This window comes from Frankia torreyi, from assembly GCF_000948395.1.
GTDB lineage: Bacteria > Actinomycetota > Actinomycetes > Frankiales > Frankiaceae > Frankia > Frankia torreyi.
Map to the genome: position 1 here is coordinate 35,038 of NZ_JYFN01000039.1, position 16,885 is coordinate 51,922.

A 16,885-nucleotide genomic window follows, 5' to 3' on the forward strand; every position below is an offset into this window, starting at 1 on the left:
GTAGACGGCCGCGGCGTCCGCATGGCGTCGCGGCGGATCGGTGCTCGCGTATGCGTCTTGTTTTCGCCGGCACACCGGCGGTCGCCCTGCCCAGCCTGCGGGCGTTGATCGACAGCCCGCGCCACGACGTGGTCGCGGTCGTCACTCGCCCCGACCGGCCCGCCGGCCGAGGCCGGAAGATCAAACCACCTCCCGTGCACCTGCTTGCCGATGAGGCCGGCATCCCGGTGCTCAGCCCGGAGCGGCCGCGCGACCCGGATTTTCTCGCGGCGCTCGCCGGACTGGCGCCGGACTGCTGCCCGGTCGTCGCCTACGGCGCCCTGCTGCCCCGGGAGGCGTTGGCGATCCCCCGCCACGGCTGGGTGAACCTGCACTTCTCGCTGCTACCGGCCTACCGCGGCGCGGCGCCGGTGCAGCGCACGGTGCTCGCCGGCGACGACCTCACCGGCGCCAGCGTGTTCCAGATCGAACCGGCGATGGACTCCGGCCCGGTGTTCGGCGTCGTCACCGAGCGGGTCCGCCCCACCGACACCTCCGGTGACCTGCTCGACCGGCTCGCGGAGTCCGGGGCGCACCTGCTCGCCGCGGTCATGGACGGCATCCACGACGGGACCCTGCAGGCAGTGCCCCAGCCCGCCGAGGGGGTGTCGTTCGCACCGAAGCTGACCGCCCAGGACGCGTTGATCGACTGGACCCTGCCGGCGGTCGCGGTGGACCGGCTGACCCGGGCGGCGGCACCCGCGCCCGGAGCCTGGACGGTGTTCCGGGACCGACGGATCAAGATCGGTCCGGTGCGTGTCGGGGCGCAGAACGTGCCGGCCGAGCTGGCGCCGGGCCGGCTGGCGGCGCTCGCCGACGGCGCCGTCGCCGTGGGCACCGGGACGGCGCCGGTGCTGCTCGGCGAGGTGCGGCCCGAGGGCCGCGGGCCGATGGAGGCCGCCGACTGGGCCCGAGGGGCGCGGCTGACCGCCGAGGACGTCCTGCGTGCGCCGGCAGAGCAGGTGTCGCCGGCAGAGCAGGTGTCGCCGGCAGAGCAGGCGTCGTCGGCAGAGCAGGTGTCGCCGGCGGAGCAGGTGTCGTCGGCGGGGAGGCTGTCCGGCGGCGGGGGAGCCGCATGAGCCCGGCCGGATCACCGGGCACCCGCGGCGCCCGCCCGCCCGCCGCCGTCGACCGGCCCCGACTGCTGGCCTGGGAGGTGCTGCGCGCGGTCGACGAGCGTGGTTCGTACGCCAACCTGCTCCTGCCCTCGCTGCTCGCCGGCAGCGGGCTGCCGGCCCGCGATCGCGGCTTCGTCACCGAGCTCGCCTACGGTGCGCTGCGCGCCCAGGGCACCCTCGACGGGCTGCTCGATACGGCCACGAGCCGACCCGTGCACGACATCGACCCGCCGCTGCGCGACGCGCTACGGCTCGGCGCCTACCAACTGCTGCGCACCCGGGTGCCCGCCCGCGCCGCGGTGGCCAGCACCGTGGATCTCGTCCGGGCGACCAGCGGCGAGCGTCCGGTCCGGTTCGCGAACGCGGTGCTGCGTCGGGTGGCCGCCCGGATCGCGGAGACGGGCGGGGATCTCGCCGCCCTGCTCGGCGCTCCCCGCTTCGAGACGGACCCGATCGGCCACCTCGCGGTGGTGACGACCCATCCGCGCTGGATCGTCGAGGTGGTGGCGGAGGCGCTCGGGGACGACCTCGACGAGACCCGCGCCGCGCTCGTCGCCGACGACGCCCGGCCCGCGGTGCACCTGGTCGCCCGTCCGGGCCGCACCGATCGGGACCGCCTGCTCGCCGAGGCCGCCGGGGAGGGGCTCGTGGCGGCACCCGGCCCCTACTCGCCGTATGCGGTGCGCCTCGACGGCGGCGATCCCGCGCGGCTGCCGGCGGTGGCGTCCGGGGCCGCGGCAGTGCAGGACGAGGGCAGTCAGCTCGTCGCGCTCGCGCTGGCCCGGACGGCTACGGTCGGCCGGGACCGTGGGCTGACCGTCGACCTGTGCGCGGGCCCCGGCGGCAAGGCGGCGCTGCTCGCCGGCCTGCTCACCGATCGCTCGGGCGGCGGGCCCGGGTTCTCGTCGGGTCTCGAGGCGGCATCGGGTCTCGAGGCGGCATCGGGTCTCGAGGCGGCGTCGGGTCTCGAGGCGGCGTCGGGTTCCGGCGCGAGCCTGCTCGCGCTGGAACCGCGGGCGACCCGAGCCGGGCTGGTGGCCCGGTCGCTGGCGGGAGAGCCGCGGGCCTGGGTGGTGCGCGCGGACGGGCGGGCGGCTCCGCTGCCGGCGGGCAGCGTCGACCGGGTGCTCGTCGACGTCCCCTGCACCGGGCTCGGGGCGCTGCGGCGCCGCCCGGAGGCCCGCTGGCGGCGTATCCCTGGCGATCTGGCCGCTCTCGTGCCGTTGCAGAGCGCCCTGCTCGTCGCCGCGCTGGACCTGGTCCGACCCGGCGGGGTGGTTGCCTACGCGACCTGCTCCCCGCATCCGGCGGAGACCGTCGAGGTGGTTCGCCAGGTGAGCGGCCAGCGGGTCGATGTCTCCGTGCTCGACGCGCGGCTCGGCCTGCCGGAGGTCGACGGACTCGGATCCGGTCCGTTCGTCCAGCTCTGGCCGCACCGGCACGGCACGGACGCGATGTTCGTGGCGCTGCTGCGCCGCAACCCGGACTGAGCCCGGGCGGGGGCAGGCGCCGGCCCCGCGACCGCCGGCCGCCTGCCCGGGGGCCGGCGCGCGGCGGAGGTACCGGGCGCGGCGGTCCCGAGCGGGAAGGCTCCCAGCGGAGGAGGTGTCGACCGCGAAGGTGTCGAAACGGGTCGGGGCGTGGGTCGTTCGGTCGATAGTCTCGCGGGGTGGCAACCGCACAGATCTATCCCAGCCTGCTCGCCGCGGACTTCGGCCGACTGGCCGACGCCGCCCTCGCGGTCGAGGGTCGAGCCGACTGGCTGCACGTCGACGTCATGGACTACCACTTCGTCCCGAACCTGGCGTTCTCCCCGGACGTGGTGACGGCGTTGCGGTCGACGACGCAGACTCCGCTCGACTGCCATCTCATGATCGACAACCCGGACCGCTGGGCCGCCGACTACGCCGAGCGCGGCGCGGCGAACGTGACCATTCACGCCGAGGCCGTGTCCGACCTGCCGCGGACGACCGCGGCGATCCGGGCCGCCGGCGCCCGCACCGGCCTCGCCGTGAAGCCGAACACCCCGGTTGAGCGCTACCTCGACGACCTGCACCGCTTCGACCTGCTGCTGCTGATGACGATCGAGCCCGGTTTCGGGGGTCAGAAGTTCATGACCGAGGTGCTGCCGAAGATCGAGGCGGCTCGCCGCCTGATCGACGACCGCGGCCTGGACCTGTGGCTGCAGATCGACGGCGGGGTCAACGAGGACACCGTCGAGCAGGCCGCGGCCGCCGGGGTCGACGTCTTCGTCGCCGGCACGGCGGTCTTCGGCGCCGACGATCCCGGCGAGGCCGTCGAGAAGCTGCGCGCCCAGGCACTGCGGGTCGCCCCCCGGCTGACCCCGCCGGCCTCCCGATCGGTCGGCGACCCGGCGTGACGACGCCCGGCTCGCCGCCTCCCGGTGGTCCGCCCCCAGGGCACGTCGGGGACCGGTACTGGCTGGCCCGCGCGGTCGAGCTCGGGCGTCGCTGCCCGCCGTCGTCCACGGCGTTCTCGGTCGGCGCGCTGATCGTGGCGGCCGACGGAACCCTGCTGGCCGACGGCTACTCCCGGGCGGAGGAACCGCACGACCACGCCGAGGAGGTCGCGCTGCGCCGCCTCGCCGCGCGCACCGACTCGCCGGCCGCCCGCAGCGGTCGGGCCGCCGGTGCCGGTCGGGCCGCCGGTGCCGACCCCGGTGCCGCCGGTGCCGACGCCGGTGCCGGCGTCGATCCGGCGGGGGCGACGGTGTACAGCTCGTTGGAGCCGTGCAGCGCCCGGGCGTCGCGGCCGCGGACCTGCACGGAGCTCATCCTCGCCGCCGGCATCGGCCGGGTGGTGTTCGCCTGGCGCGAGCCGTCGCTGTTCGTCGACTGCGACGGCGCCGAACGGCTGGCCGCGGCCGGCGTCGAGGTGGTCGAGATCCCGGCGCTCGCCGCGGACGTCCGCGCGGTCAACAGCCACCTCCCGCTCGGCTGAGGGCCGCGGGGGCGCATCCGACCTGGTGTTTGACCGGCAGGCATGACCTCGGTCACATCGCCGGGTGCGGCGTGTGGCCGCTTCGTATGTCAGACTTGGGGGCAGTACAACCAGCAGCACGCGCGCTCCGGGGTCGGTGAAACTCCGAGCCGGCGGTGATAGTCCGCGACCCGTCCGCAGGTACTGGGACGGCTGATCCGGTGGAATTCCGGGACCGACGGTCAAAGTCCGGATGGGAGGACGCGCGCGGGCCCAGTGTCCGTGGGTGGCCGTCGCCGTCCGCGGGCGCGCGTCGGCGTGCGCATGCCGACAGGTCCCGCGTGGCAACTCCCCGAAACCGGGGAGCGGTGCCCGGGACCGAAGGGCGCGAGTCGGATGTTCACCGGCATCGTTGAAGAGCTCGGCGTGGTGGCTGCGGTGGATGCGCGGCCGGAGTCGGCGGCGCTCACCATTGCCTGTCAGACCGTATTGGCGGACGCGACCCACGGCGCTTCCATCGCCGTCAACGGCGTGTGTCTCACGGTGACCTCCTTCCAGCGGGCCGGCTCCGATCCGGCTGGCACTGATCTGGCTACCGCTGATCTGGCTACCGCCGATCCGGGCGGCGGCGTGCCGGCCGGGGGCGCCGGTCGTGCGGGGCCTGCCGGCACAATCGCGGCGTCCGCGACGTTTACGGCTGACGTGATGCGCGAAACCCTCGTGCGGTCCTCCCTCGGCGAGCTCGCCGTCGGTGATCCGGTGAACCTCGAACGGCCCGTCCGGCTGGCCGACCGCCTCGGCGGCCATCTGGTCCAGGGGCACGTCGACGGCGTCGGCGTCGTCGTCGACCGGCAGGCCGACGAGCACTGGGAGGTCGTCCGCATCGCCCTTCCCGCCGGCCTCGACCGCTATCTCGTGGAGAAGGGCTCGGTGACGGTCGACGGCGTCAGCCTGACCGTCGTCGAGGTCACCCCGGCCGGGGGTGACTCCCCGGCGACGTTCACGGTCAGCCTGATCCCCACCACCCTCGACCTGACCACGCTCGGCCGCCGCGCACCGGGTGCCCGGGTCAACATCGAGGTCGACGTGCTGGCCAAGTACGTCGAGAAGCTGCATGCCGGCACCATCGACCCGAACGGACTGTCCCGATGACCACATCCGCGGCCGGCGCCCCCTCGACGGCCATCCCCGCCCCGCCCGTCCCCGTCCTGCCCACGGCCGTCACCGGGACGTCCGACGCCGGCCCGGCGACCGGCGACGGCGACGTTGACGTGACGTTCGCCTCCATCGAGGACGCCATCGCAGAGATCGCCGCCGGCCGGCCGCTCGTCGTCGTCGACGACGCCGACCGGGAGAACGAGGGCGATCTGATCTTCGCCGCCGAGGCGGCCACCCCCGAGCTCGTCGCGTTCATGACGCGCTACACCTCCGGGGTGATCTGCGTGCCGATGGACGCCGTCGACACCGACCGGCTCGAGCTCGACCAGATGGTCCCGCACAACACCGAGCGGATGGGCACGGCGTTCACCATCACCGTCGACGCCCGCGAGGGCGTCTCCACCGGCATCTCCGCCGCCGACCGGGCCCGCACGATCCGGCTGCTCGCCGACCCCGACACGGTTCCGGGCGACCTGAGCCGGCCGGGGCACATCTTCCCGCTGCGGGCCAAGGACGGCGGCGTGCTGCGGCGGCCGGGCCACACCGAAGCGGCCGTCGACCTGGCCCGGCTCGCCGGACTGCGCCCGGCCGGCACCATCTGCGAGATCGTCAACGACGACGGGACGATGGCGCGCCTTCCCGAACTCGCCGCGTTCGCCCGCGAACACGGCCTGCTGCTGATCTCCATCGCCGACCTCATCGCCTACCGCCGGCGGACGGAGAAGCAGGTGGTGCGGGTCGCCGAGGCGACGATCCCGACCAGTTACGGCACCTTCCGCGCCGTCGGCTTCCGCAACACCCTCGACGGGGTGGAGCACATCGCGTTGATCCGCGGCGAGCTGGGCGACGGCGAGGACGTCCTCGTCCGGGTGCACAGCGAATGCCTCACCGGCGACGTGTTCGGCTCGCGGCGCTGCGACTGCGGCACCCAGCTCGACGCCGCCCTGCGGATGATCGCGGCCGAGGGTCGCGGGGTGGTCCTCTACGTGCGGGGCCACGAGGGCCGCGGCATCGGCCTGATGCACAAGCTGCGGGCCTACCAGCTCCAGGACGCCGGTCACGACACCGTGGACGCCAACCTCGCGCTCGGCCTGCCCGCCGACGCCCGCGACTACGGCACCGGCGCGCAGATCCTCGTCGACCTCGGGGTGCGTGGCCTGCGGCTGCTGTCGAACAACCCGACGAAGCGGGCCGGCCTGGAGGGCTACGGGCTGCGCATCGTCGAGCTCCTCGGCATGCCGGTCACCCAGACCCCGGAGAACCTGCGTTACCTGACGACCAAGCGGGACCGGATGGGCCACGTCCTGCCCGGGCTGCCCCGCGCCGTCGGAGAGGACGAGCCGGCCGGTGGCCGTTGGGCGTCGAGCCCCGCGCGGGTACCCGCGACCTCCGGTTGCGCCGCCGTCCCGGGTGGCGGCGGCAGCTCTTCGGCCGGCGTGGATCTCACCGACGGAGAGGGTCTGTGAGCGGCTTCGGCGCGCCGCAGGAGGTGCTCCCGCCGGTGGCCGGGCTGCGGCTGGCGATCGTCGCCACCCGCTGGCATGCCGAGATCACCGATGCGCTGCTGGCCGGGGCGCTGCACGCGGCCAAGGACACCGGGCTCGCGACGGCGCCGACCGTCGTGCGGGTCTCCGGTGCGGTCGAGCTGCCCGTCGTCGCCGCGGCGCTGGCCCAGCGGCACGACGCGGTCGTCGCCCTCGGCGTGGTCATCCGCGGCGGCACGCCGCACTTCGACTACGTCTGCCAGTTCGTCACCGCGGGGCTGGCCCGGGTCACCCTTGACGCCCGGGTCCCCGTCGGCTTCGGCGTGCTCACCTGCGACACGGTCGAGCAGGCCCGTGACCGGGCCGGGCTGCCCGACTCCAGCGAGGACAAGGGTCGGGAGGCGACGCTGGCCGCCCTCGACACCGCAGCGGTGCTGCGCGAGCTGGCCCTTGCGAGCTGACCGCAGCGGCTGACCCCGCCGGCTGACCTCCCGCCGGCGTCGCCGAGTGCCATCCGGCCACCGTCCCCGCTGGGGGCGGTGGCCGTCCGCATCCTCATGTCGCACGGACGGTACGAGCCCGATCCGTCCCGGTGACATGGCCTCGGTATGGTGTTGCCATCGCATGGCGATTCGGAGTGGATCGAGTGTGCCGGTGGTGTGTTCGCTGCTCGTGGGTCTGTTTCCGGCTATCTGGATCATCTCGGAGCTCTTGTCGGGGCAGTGGGTGACGCGAGACCGTGATGCCACGCCGTAGCGGTTGCCTCGCGCTCCGGTGTCGTCCAGCGGAGTCGGTCCGGAGATGGGGGCGGGGTGGCACGGATGGCGGGTCATGGTGGGAGCCGGGACGATGACGACACCGCGGCGCCGGTCGATCCGTCCGGGGCCGACCGGGACGGCCTCGACGTCTCGGCCCGGTCCGCCGATCAGGAGGCCCCCGGCGCGGGCGGCGGGGATGCCCGCCCGATCTCCCTGCTCGGCCTGCGCCTGACCGAGCCGCAGTCGCCGCGCAACGCCCTGGTCACCCGGCGCCCCACCCGGACGCGTCCCGGCGTGCCGCGGGGCGAGCCCGGCAGTGGGCTTCCCGGTGGGACGCCCGGGGGGCTGCCCGGAGATCGCGCGCCTGGTCCCCTGCCGTCCCCTCCCGCCTCGACGGCCGCCCGACTCGGGCAGACCCGGCCCCCGCAGACCCGGCCGCCCGTCGATCGGACCTCCCCGCCCGCCCGTTCGCCGGAGGTCCGCCCCTTCGCGGATCGGACCTCACCGCCTCCGCTGCCCCCGTGGTCGCCATACCCTGCGCCGTCCGACGGCGGGGAGGCGGCCGCGTCCACCACGGATGGTCCGCCGCTTCCGCCGCTTCCGCCGCTTCCGGCCACCGGCACCGGCACCGGCACCGGCACCGGCGATCCGATCCCGCCGGCCGGTGGCTGGGCACCCACGATCGGCGGCGGCTGGCCGACCGCGACCGACGGACCCCCGGCGACGTCCCCGGACCGGCCGGGCTGGGGTCTCGGCGCGCCGGCCCCAGGCCCGTCCGGGTGGACGCCCGACCTCGCCGTCCCGGCCCACCCGTCGCCGTCCGGCGAGGCCGCGACACCGGCCGGGGCCACCGGCCGCCCCGCCGCCGCGCCGGCCCCCGGTGGCCTGGTCCTCCCGCCGGGGACGGACGCTGCGCCGCCCGTCGGCGCTGCTGGCGGGGTCGTCCCGTTCCTTCCGGTACCTCCGCCGCCCAGTGCCACGGTGCTGCCGCCGAACGTCTCCCCGCCGCCTCCCACAGCTCCGCCGCCTCCCACGGTTCCCCCGTCTCTCACGATTCCGCCGCCTCCCGCGGTTCCGCCGCCCGGTGAGAGCTGGGGCAGCATGACGGTTCTCGTGCCCGCGGCGGGCTCGCTCCTCCCGCCGGGTGCCGCACCCGCCGCCTCAAGACCGGATCGCCCCGAAGATGCCGACGGCGGCTCCGCCGCCGAACAACCCGGTCATCCGTGGGCGGGAGCGCCCCGCCCCACGCAGATCGACCCGGCCTCGGCCGGGCCCGTGCCCATCGAGCCGTCCCGGGCCGCGCTGCCCCTGCCGTATCCGGACGTCACACCGGCATCGCCGGCCGACCTGCCGGCCCCTGCCTATTTGTATCGGCCGGCCGACCCGCTGTTCGGCCCCTCCGGAGCCGAGTACGGCCCGGCCGCCGTCCCCCCTGCGGCCCCCCTCTACCCGGCTGCGGCCCCCGTCGGGCCGGAGCTTCCGCCGCTGCCCTCGTCCACCAACCCCGCCGCGCCCTGGCAGGTGCCGGAGGAAAGCCCATCGGCGCCGGGCGTGCCCGACCCGCCCCCGCCCGCGACCGCGACCGCGGAGTCCGCGCCCCTGCACCGGGGCGAGATGAGCCGTTTCGACGTCACCCGCCCGGGCGCGGCCCTCATGCCAGCCCAGCCGCCTCAGGTCCAGCCGCCTCAGGTCCAGCCGCCTCAGGCCCAGACGTCCCAGGGCCAGACGTCCCAGGGCCACACCCCGGACCCGACCCGGACCGGTCTGTTCCCCCCGACCGGCGGTGCCACCCCGACTCGCGATGCGACTCGAAGTGATGACATCGCCGGGTTCGGTGACGGCGCCGCGGCCGATCCGGCCGCCGGCGCCTCCTGGCGGGCCGCCGAGGCGTCCGCCGCCGCCGGCCCGTGGGCGGAGCCGATCTCCACAGCGCCCGCGCTTCCCCCACCCCCGCCGAACATGCCGGTCCGGCGGGTTCCCGCGGCGCCGGTCCGACCGGCGGGTGCGGTCATCGCGCCTCGGGCAGCTGGAGCCGTCCCGCAGCCCGCGCCCGCCACGGCGGCGAGCGCGGCGCCGGTGGGCGCCGACGGCCTGGTCTACCAGCGTCCGCGGGCCGGGGGCCGGCGTGTACTGATCGGCGGGTTCGGCGGCGGCGGCGGACGGACGACCGTGGCCGCCGGGCTGGGCCTGGCGATGGCTGCGCACCATGGCCACCGGGTCGTCGCCGTCGACGCCTCCCCGGACCAGTGCGGGCTGCTCGCGCACCGGGTCGGCCTCATGCCCCCGGGGGTCGGCCTGCGGGAACTGGCCGGCGCCCGCCCGCCGGTCTCCTCCCTCGAGGACGTCCGCCGTTTCCTGGCCTCCGACGGGTCGGGGGGGCTGGAGGTGCTGGCCGGGATGCGCGACCTTGCCGGCCCCGGCCTGCTGCCCGAGGAGCTGGCCTGGGCGTTGGACCTGCTCGGCCACTGGTACCCGGCCGTCGTCGCGGACGCGCCGCCGGGCTGGAACCAGCCGGTCCCCGCCACCCTGCTCGCCCGCGCGGACCTGCTCGTGCTGACCGTCCGCGCCGGGGAGGCGGAGATCGCGGGTGCGGACGACGCGCTGACCGCGCTCACCGCGGCCGGCCGCGGTGACCTCGTCGCCACCGTCATCGTCGCCATCGTGGAGACCTACCCGTCCCGGCTCAGCCGCGGCGCCCGGATGCGCCTGGACCATCTCGAGGATCGGGCGTACATGACGGTGCCGGTGCCGTTCGACGCGGCGCTGGCCGACAGCCGGCCGATCAACTGGTTCCGCCTGCGCAGGCGGACCCGGTTCGCCTTCCAGCGTCTCGCCGGTGCGGTCGCCACCGCCCCGCTGCCCGGTTCCCAGCCGGCGGCGGCCCTCGCCCGCCCCGCTCTCGCCGCCGCCGATCCACAGGCTCGCATCGCTGCCTGGCCCTCGGGGGCCTGACGCACCCACCGCCGGCCCCGGGTGGTCCCGGCGGCGGGGCGGTGATGGGGGGCGGCTGCAGGCCGGTCCGGCACCGGCGGCCGCGGGGCCGCCCGGCGCTGCGGCGTTTAGGCTGCGGGGAATGGCACGCCATCTGCTGACTCCGGCCGGGCAGGGAGACGACGGGGCGGCCGACGAGGCCCTCGTCCGGGTGCTCGCCGCCGGCGGCTCGACCGGTCGCGTCGATCCTGCCGCCCTGACCGCCGCCCTGCGCCGCGCCCGGGTCTTCGTCGCGATCGAGGCCATGCTCACCTCGGCCGACGCCACCACCGGCGCCGACAAGACCAGTGAGATGGCGCTGGCCACTCTGCGCACCCCGTCCGGTGCCACCGCGCTGCCGATCTTCTCGAGCGTGGCGACGCTCGCCGCCTGGCGTGGGGCCGCCCGCCCCGTGCCGGTGGCCGCCCCGGACGCCTGGGCGGAGGCGGTCCGCCTCGGCCTCGACTCGGTGGTGATCGACGTCGCCGGTCCGTACCCGACCAGCCTGGAGGTCGGTCCCGGCGGCGCGGACATCCCGGTCGGTCCGGATGCCGCCGCCGATGCCGATCGAGCCGACCGCGCGGTCGCCGTCGATCGTGCGGGTGCGGTCGATCGTGCGGGTGGGGCCGATCGTGCGGATGTCGCCGGTGGTGGGGATGCGCCGGTGGGCGTGGGGCGGACGGATCCGTCCGTCGACATCGCCCTGACGGCGCTGCGGCGGCCGGCAGCCCCCGACGGACCGCTGGCCCGTCCCCGAGTGCGGGTGGCCCTGCGGGCGATCACGGAACGGGTCGAGGCCTGGCCGGCCGAACTGGTGGAGCCCGGCGCGACGGCGCCGCGACCCGTGCTCGCCGTCGCGGTCCACGGCTCGGTGGGGGACACGCCCGCGACGGGGGAGTCGATCGCCCGTCGACTGTCCCAGCTCCTGGCGACGGCTTCCGCAACCAGCGGCTCGGCCTCGACGGCTCCGACGGCCTCGACGGCCTCGACGAGCCCGGCGGGTGGGGCTGGCCAGCTCGGCGCCCCCGAACCCGCGGCCGCGCGCGCGGTGGCGGTGCTGCTGGTCGGGTCGGGACAGGCTCGGGCGGTGCGTCGGCTCCTGGGCCGTGGCCTGCGCTCCGAGCGGCGCTGGGGGTGGCGGCCGCCCCGCTGAGCCACCCCGCGGCCGCGCGGGTCCGGGTCGCGGGGCGGATCGCTCCCCGCGGGCCGGCCGTCGCCCGGATCGTCCCTGTCTGTCGGCTCGCGGATCGCGGTCGCCGCGCCCGTTCGGGGCGGCCGGTCGCCGCCGTGATCGTCCTGCCCGGCGGTGTGGTGCTACTCTTGGCCTCAGACCGATTGCCGGTTGGTTCCACCCATCCGATGGTGCCGTCGTTCGTGACGGCCCTGGCGAGGGCACGGAGCCTGTCCGGCAGGACCAAGCGGGGGTTCGCCCTCCACCCGATGTTGCCGACTGGCGCCGCCTCCACGGGGTGTCAGAGTGTCGACCGGCCCGAGTTCCGGGCCGTGGCCACGGCAGCCGGGTCGCCGGTCGGCCGAGCCGTTCCCGCGGTTGTCGGCCGGGAGCCTGGTGCGGCCAGGCTCGGTGCTCCGCTGCGGTGAGGTCACGCCCGCGCGTCGAGCAACGGAGGAACACATCAGCACAGAGTCCCGTATCAATGACCGGATCCGCGTCCCCGAGGTACGCCTCGTCGGCGCGGAAGGCGAGCAGATCGGCATCGTTGCGATCGGCGAGGCTATGCGCATGGCGCAGGAGGCCGATCTCGACCTCGTGGAGGTCGCGCCGACCGCTCGCCCTCCGGTCTGCAAGCTGATGGACTTTGGAAAGTTCAAGTACGAGTCCGACCAGAAGCGTCGGGAAGCTCGGAAGAACCAGGTCCAGACCGTCATCAAGGAAATGAAGCTGCGGCCGAAGATCGATCCGCACGACTACGAGACCAAGAAGGGTCACGTCGTGCGGTTCCTGCGAGCCGGTGACAAGGTAAAGATCACCATCATGTTCCGCGGTCGGGAGCAGTCCCGGCCGGAGCTTGGCATCCGCCTGCTCCAGCGGCTGTCCGCCGACGTGGCCGACCTCGGCTACGTGGAGGCCCAGCCCAAGCAGGACGGCCGGAACATGACGATGGTGATGGCCCCGCACAAGGGTTCCAAGCCGCAGCGGCTGCCGGAACCGGCTGGCCACGTCTGACCCGACGTCGGTGGGTCCGCGCGGTGGTGTCCCCACCGTCCGGACCTCACCGCGCCGACCGCTCGACCACCCCCCGTAAACCGTCAGGATGTCGACATGCCCAAACAGAAGTCCCACAGCGGCGCGAGCAAGCGGTTCCGGATCACCGGCTCCGGCAAGGTGGTGCGCCAGAAGGCCAACCGCCGCCACCTGCTGGAGCACAAGTCCAGCCGCCGCACCCGCCGGCTGGCCGGCGTGGAGCCGCTGACGAAGGCGGACGCAGGCCGAATCAAGCGCCTTCTCGCCCGCTGAGCGCGCCCCGCTGACGAATCCGGCCCCGGTGACACCGGCGCGCCCTGCGCGGTGATCGATCCCGGTCCGGCCGGCCGGATGCACCCGAACGAAGGAGACAGGTGCCCTCATGGCACGCGTGAAGCGGGCGGTCAACGCCCAGAAGAAGCGCCGTACGGTCCTCGAACAGGCCAGCGGCTACCGGGGCCAGCGCTCGCGGCTCTACCGCAAGGCCAAGGAGCAGATGCTCCACTCGATGACCTACTCCTACCGGGACCGTCGCGCGCGCAAGGGCGACTTCCGGCAGTTGTGGATCACTCGGATCAACGCTGCGGCGCGCGCCAACGGCATGACGTACAACCGCTTCGTGCAGGGTCTGAAGCTGTCCGGCGTGGAGGTGGACCGCAAGATCCTCGCCGATCTGGCGGTCAACGACGCCGCGGCCTTCACCGCTCTGGTCGAGGTGGCCCGGGCGGCCCTGGCGGCGGCGCCGGAGCCGACCGCCGCCTGAGCCCGTCGCGACGCCGACCCGTGCCCGCCGCCCGCGTGCTCCCGCCGCCCGATCGTGGGCCGGTCGCCGGGCTGCGGTCGGCTCGGGTCGGTGCCGCCCGGCGCCTGCGGCGCCCGGCGGAGCGCCGGGAGCAGGGCCGCTTCCTCGTCGAGGGGGCGCAGGCCGTCGGCGCGGCCGTCGCCGCGGGCGGCCTGCTCGAGGTGTTCGTGGGCGTGTCGGCGGCGGGCCGTCACGACGATCTGCTGCGCGCCGCCGCGGTGCCCGTCCGGCTCGTGACGGACGAGGCCGCGGCGGCGCTGTCCGAGACGGTCACCCCCCAGGGGCTCGTCGCCGTCGCCGCCCTGCCGGGTCACCGGCTCGTCGACCTGGCCGCACCCCGACTGGTGGCGGTGTGCGTGGGCGCGAACGATCCGGGCAACGCCGGCACCGTGATTCGCAGCGCGGACGCGGCCGGGGCGGACGCGGTGGTGTTCACCGGCGGCGGCGTCGACCCGTTCGGCGGGAAGTGCGTGCGGTCGTCGGCCGGTAGCCACTTCCACCTCCCGGTGATCGTCGAACCGACGCTCGCCGACGTGGTGGCGGGGTTGCGCGCACGGGGGTGCCGGATCGTCGCGACCTCGGGTTCCGCGCGGCGTGATCTCGACACCGCGGTGGACGCCGGCGAGCTCGACGGGCCCACTGCCTGGTTGTTCGGCAACGAGGCGCACGGTCTCGATCCCGCCGGTCTGGCCGCCGCGGACGCGGCGTTGCGGGTACCGGTGTACGGTCAGGCCGAGTCCCTGAATCTTGCGGTTGCGTCCGCCCTGTGCCTATACGCATCGGCGCGGGCGCAGAGAACGGGTAGGTCCGGTACTGACGGCACCGGAGGAGGTGGTCGGCGGTGGTGAACACCGTCGCATCGACATCCGAACAGGCGCCGACCACGCAGCAGCCGCCGGCTCCCGCCGGTGCAACCGTTCCCCCGGCGGGCGGCTCGGCCGGCTTGCCCACCACCGCCGCCCCGGCATCAGGCGAGGCCATGACTGCTGACGACGAGCCCGTGCAGGATCACGGCGTACCGGCGGACCCCGCCGAGGCCGACGGCGGCGACGGCGCCGGCTCGGCCGCGCTGGACGGGCCACTGCCCGCGGCCGCGTTCGATCTGCTGCCCGATGCGGTCGTCGTCACCGACGCCGCCGGCACGGTCGAGGTCTTCAACCGGGCCGCGGTCCGCCTGATCGGCGTGCCCGTGCCGGCCGCGGTCGGCCGGCACCTCACCGAGGTGCTCCCGCTGCTGGACGAGCGCGGCAACGACTGGTGGGAGTGCTCCGCGCTCAGCCGGGAGCTGCCGAGGGTCATCGGGCAGCCCGAGCGACGGCTGACCTATGCCGGTCCGGTGCACGATCGCGACTTTCACGTCACCGTCCGCTTCACTCGGGTCGCGGGTCGGCTGGCCCGGGTCTCGCTGTCGCTGCGCGACACGCTGAGTCGGGAGCGGCTGGAGCGCAACCGGGCGGACCTGGTCGCCACCGTCGCCCACGAGCTGCGCTCGCCGCTGACCAGCGTGAAGGGCTTCACGGCGACGCTGCTGGCCAAGTGGGACCGGTTCACCGACGAGCAGAAGAAGCTCATGCTGAACACGGTCAACACCGACGCCGACCGGGTCACCCGCCTGCTCGCCGAGGTGCTCGACGTCTCCCGCATCGACTCGGGCCGCATCCAGGTCCGCAAGCAGATCGTCGACCTGCCCAGCCGGGTGCGCTCGGTGGTCGACGGCAAGATCGCCGCCGGGGCGGCGGGCGCCGAGCGGTTCAACGTCCGCGAGGAGGGCGAGCTGCCCGAGATGTGGGTCGATCCGGACAAGATGGAGCAGGTGCTCCACAACCTGGTCGACAACGCGCTGCGCCACGGCGCGGGTACTGTGACGGTGCTGCTGCGCGGCAGCGACACCGGCACGGAGGTGAGCGTGGCCGACGAGGGCGAAGGCGTGTCCGAATCGAACGCCGCGCGCGTGTTCACGAAGTTCTGGCGCGGTGCCAGCCGCGGCAACGGCACCGGTCTCGGGCTCTACATCGCCAAGGCACTGATCGAGGCGCATGGGGGCACCATCTCGGTCGGCCGGGCCGCGGGCGGCGGCGCCGAATTCCGATTTTTCGTGCCCGCCGGCGGTCCGGTGTTCGGCTGAGGCCGAGCGTCACGATCGACCGGCGGGCGCCCCGGGCAGCCGACGGGCGGCATCGAGCGCGGACCGCGCCGCCGCCGCGGCTGCCTCCCGGCCTCCATCGCCCGCCGGGCCCCTTCCGGGCCGGGCGATCACTCCGGCCGGGCGACCTCATGCCCAGCGAAACGATACGAGGATGAGCACCGTGCCCGCCCCTGGAGAGACTGTCGACCCGTCCCGGGTCCACGCCCTCGACCCCGACCAGCTCGCCGCGGCCGTCGCCGCGGCCCGGGAGTCGATCCGCGCCGCCACCGACCTCGACGCGCTGGCCGCCGCCCGCACCGCCCACGTCCACGGCGCCGCCGCCCCGTTGGTGCTGGCCCGCCGGGAGCTCGGTGCGCTGCCGCGCGAGGAGCGTGCCGACGCCGGCCGTCGGCACAACGCCGCCCGCGCCGAGGTCCAGGCCGCCTACGACACGCGCCTGGCCGAGCTGACCGCCGAACGCGACGCCCGGGTGCTGCGCGAGGAGCGCGTCGACGTCACCCTGCCCGTGGCGCGCCGTCGCCGCGGCGCCCGCCACCCGCTGTCCTCGCTGTCCGACCGGCTCGTCGACGTGTTCGTCGCCATGGGCTACGAGGTCGCCGAGGGACCCGAGATCGAACACGACTGGTTCAACTTCGAGGCCCTGAACATGGCCCCCGACCATCCGGCCCGCAGCGAGCACGACACCCTCTACGTCGAGCCCACCGCCTCCGGCCGGGTGCTGCGTACCCACACCTCGCCGGTGCAGGTCCGGGCCCTGCTCGACCGGCCGCTGCCGGTGTACGTCGTGTGCCCGGGGCGGACGTACCGCAACGACACCATCGACGCCACCCACTCGCCGGTGTTCGGCCAGCTCGAAGGGCTCGCCGTCGACGAGGGCATCACCATGGCCGACCTGCGCGGCACGCTGGAGGTCTTCGCGCAGGCGCTGTTCGGCTCCGGGTTGTCGACGCGGCTGCGCCCGTCGTTCTTCCCGTTCACCGAGCCGTCCGCCGAGCTGGACGTGCAGTGCTTCGCCTGCCGCGGCGAGGCGGCCCGCCAACCCTGCCGGGTCTGCTCGGACGAGGGCTGGATCGAGATCGGCGGCTGCGGCATGGTCGATCCGAACGTGCTGCGGGCCACCGGGGTCGACCCGACCCGCTACAGCGGCTTCGCCTTCGGCATGGGCCTGGAACGGGCCGCGATGATCAGGCATGACGTCCGGGAGATCCGCGACTTCGTCGACGGTGACGTCCGGTTCAGCCTCCCGTTCGGAATCGAGGTCTGAGCA

15 protein-coding genes and 1 riboswitch are annotated in these 16,885 nt (G+C 75.1%); all 15 genes read left to right on the forward strand.

Annotated elements, in window-relative coordinates; genetic code table 11:
• Positions 1-50 precede the first annotated feature (50 nt).
• A complete protein-coding gene (gene fmt, locus FF36_RS21305; RefSeq protein WP_370657119.1) occupies positions 51-1,118 on the forward strand; it encodes a methionyl-tRNA formyltransferase in 1,068 nt (355 codons plus the stop codon).
• Entirely contained in the window at positions 1,115-2,647 is a 1,533-nt protein-coding gene (locus FF36_RS21310; RefSeq protein ID WP_044886904.1) for an RsmB/NOP family class I SAM-dependent RNA methyltransferase, read from the forward strand. Before fmt ends, FF36_RS21310 begins: the two co-directional genes overlap by 4 nt.
• Before the next feature lie 179 nt (positions 2,648-2,826).
• Positions 2,827-3,537: a ribulose-phosphate 3-epimerase gene (gene rpe / locus FF36_RS21315; RefSeq protein WP_044886905.1), complete on the forward strand. Its 711-nt coding sequence runs from the start codon at positions 2,827-2,829 to the stop codon at positions 3,535-3,537.
• The gene (locus FF36_RS21320) at positions 3,534-4,118 is read left to right on the forward strand and encodes a cytidine/deoxycytidylate deaminase family protein (protein WP_044886906.1); all 585 of its coding nucleotides are present in this window, start codon (positions 3,534-3,536) and stop codon (positions 4,116-4,118) included. The genes rpe and FF36_RS21320 overlap by 4 nt, the downstream gene beginning before the upstream one ends.
• Positions 4,119-4,236: 118 nt before the next feature.
• Positions 4,237-4,366: riboswitch (FMN riboswitch) on the forward strand.
• Positions 4,367-4,493: 127 nt separating this feature from the next.
• On the forward strand, positions 4,494-5,249 hold the full coding sequence (locus FF36_RS21325) for a riboflavin synthase (protein WP_044886907.1): 756 nt from the start codon (positions 4,494-4,496) through the stop codon (positions 5,247-5,249).
• Positions 5,246-6,721: a bifunctional 3,4-dihydroxy-2-butanone-4-phosphate synthase/GTP cyclohydrolase II gene (locus FF36_RS21330; protein ID WP_044886908.1), complete on the forward strand. Its 1,476-nt coding sequence runs from the start codon at positions 5,246-5,248 to the stop codon at positions 6,719-6,721. The genes FF36_RS21325 and FF36_RS21330 overlap by 4 nt, the downstream gene beginning before the upstream one ends.
• On the forward strand, positions 6,718-7,200 hold the full coding sequence (gene ribH / locus FF36_RS21335; RefSeq protein WP_044886909.1) for a 6,7-dimethyl-8-ribityllumazine synthase: 483 nt from the start codon (positions 6,718-6,720) through the stop codon (positions 7,198-7,200). Before FF36_RS21330 ends, ribH begins: the two co-directional genes overlap by 4 nt.
• Before the next feature lie 360 nt (positions 7,201-7,560).
• Positions 7,561-10,449 (forward strand): hypothetical protein, encoded by a 2,889-nt coding sequence (locus FF36_RS36020; protein WP_063870481.1) that lies wholly within the window; start codon positions 7,561-7,563, stop codon positions 10,447-10,449.
• Positions 10,450-10,570: 121 nt separating this feature from the next.
• Positions 10,571-11,620, forward strand: coding sequence for an SseB family protein (locus FF36_RS21345; RefSeq protein ID WP_044886910.1), 1,050 nt, complete (start codon positions 10,571-10,573; stop codon positions 11,618-11,620).
• A 324-nt stretch (positions 11,621-11,944) separates the two neighbouring features.
• The gene (gene infC / locus FF36_RS21355) at positions 11,945-12,652 is read left to right on the forward strand and encodes a translation initiation factor IF-3 (RefSeq protein WP_236706430.1); all 708 of its coding nucleotides are present in this window, start codon (positions 11,945-11,947) and stop codon (positions 12,650-12,652) included.
• A 96-nt stretch (positions 12,653-12,748) separates the two neighbouring features.
• Positions 12,749-12,943 carry a 50S ribosomal protein L35 gene (gene rpmI / locus FF36_RS21360; RefSeq protein ID WP_011606309.1) on the forward strand — a complete coding sequence of 65 codons (195 nt, stop codon included), beginning with the start codon at positions 12,749-12,751 and terminating at the stop codon, positions 12,941-12,943.
• A gap of 109 nt (positions 12,944-13,052) precedes the next feature.
• Positions 13,053-13,433, forward strand: coding sequence for a 50S ribosomal protein L20 (gene rplT / locus FF36_RS21365; protein ID WP_009742815.1), 381 nt, complete (start codon positions 13,053-13,055; stop codon positions 13,431-13,433).
• A gap of 20 nt (positions 13,434-13,453) precedes the next feature.
• Entirely contained in the window at positions 13,454-14,320 is an 867-nt protein-coding gene (locus FF36_RS21370) for a TrmH family RNA methyltransferase (RefSeq protein WP_044886912.1), read from the forward strand.
• 131 nt (positions 14,321-14,451) lie between these two features.
• Complete coding sequence (locus tag FF36_RS21375; protein WP_044886931.1) at positions 14,452-15,597, forward strand: sensor histidine kinase; 1,146 nt, start codon at positions 14,452-14,454, stop codon at positions 15,595-15,597.
• A 181-nt stretch (positions 15,598-15,778) separates the two neighbouring features.
• Positions 15,779-16,882 carry a phenylalanine--tRNA ligase subunit alpha gene (gene pheS / locus FF36_RS21380; protein ID WP_044886932.1) on the forward strand — a complete coding sequence of 368 codons (1,104 nt, stop codon included), beginning with the start codon at positions 15,779-15,781 and terminating at the stop codon, positions 16,880-16,882.
• Positions 16,883-16,885: the final 3 nt, after the last annotated feature.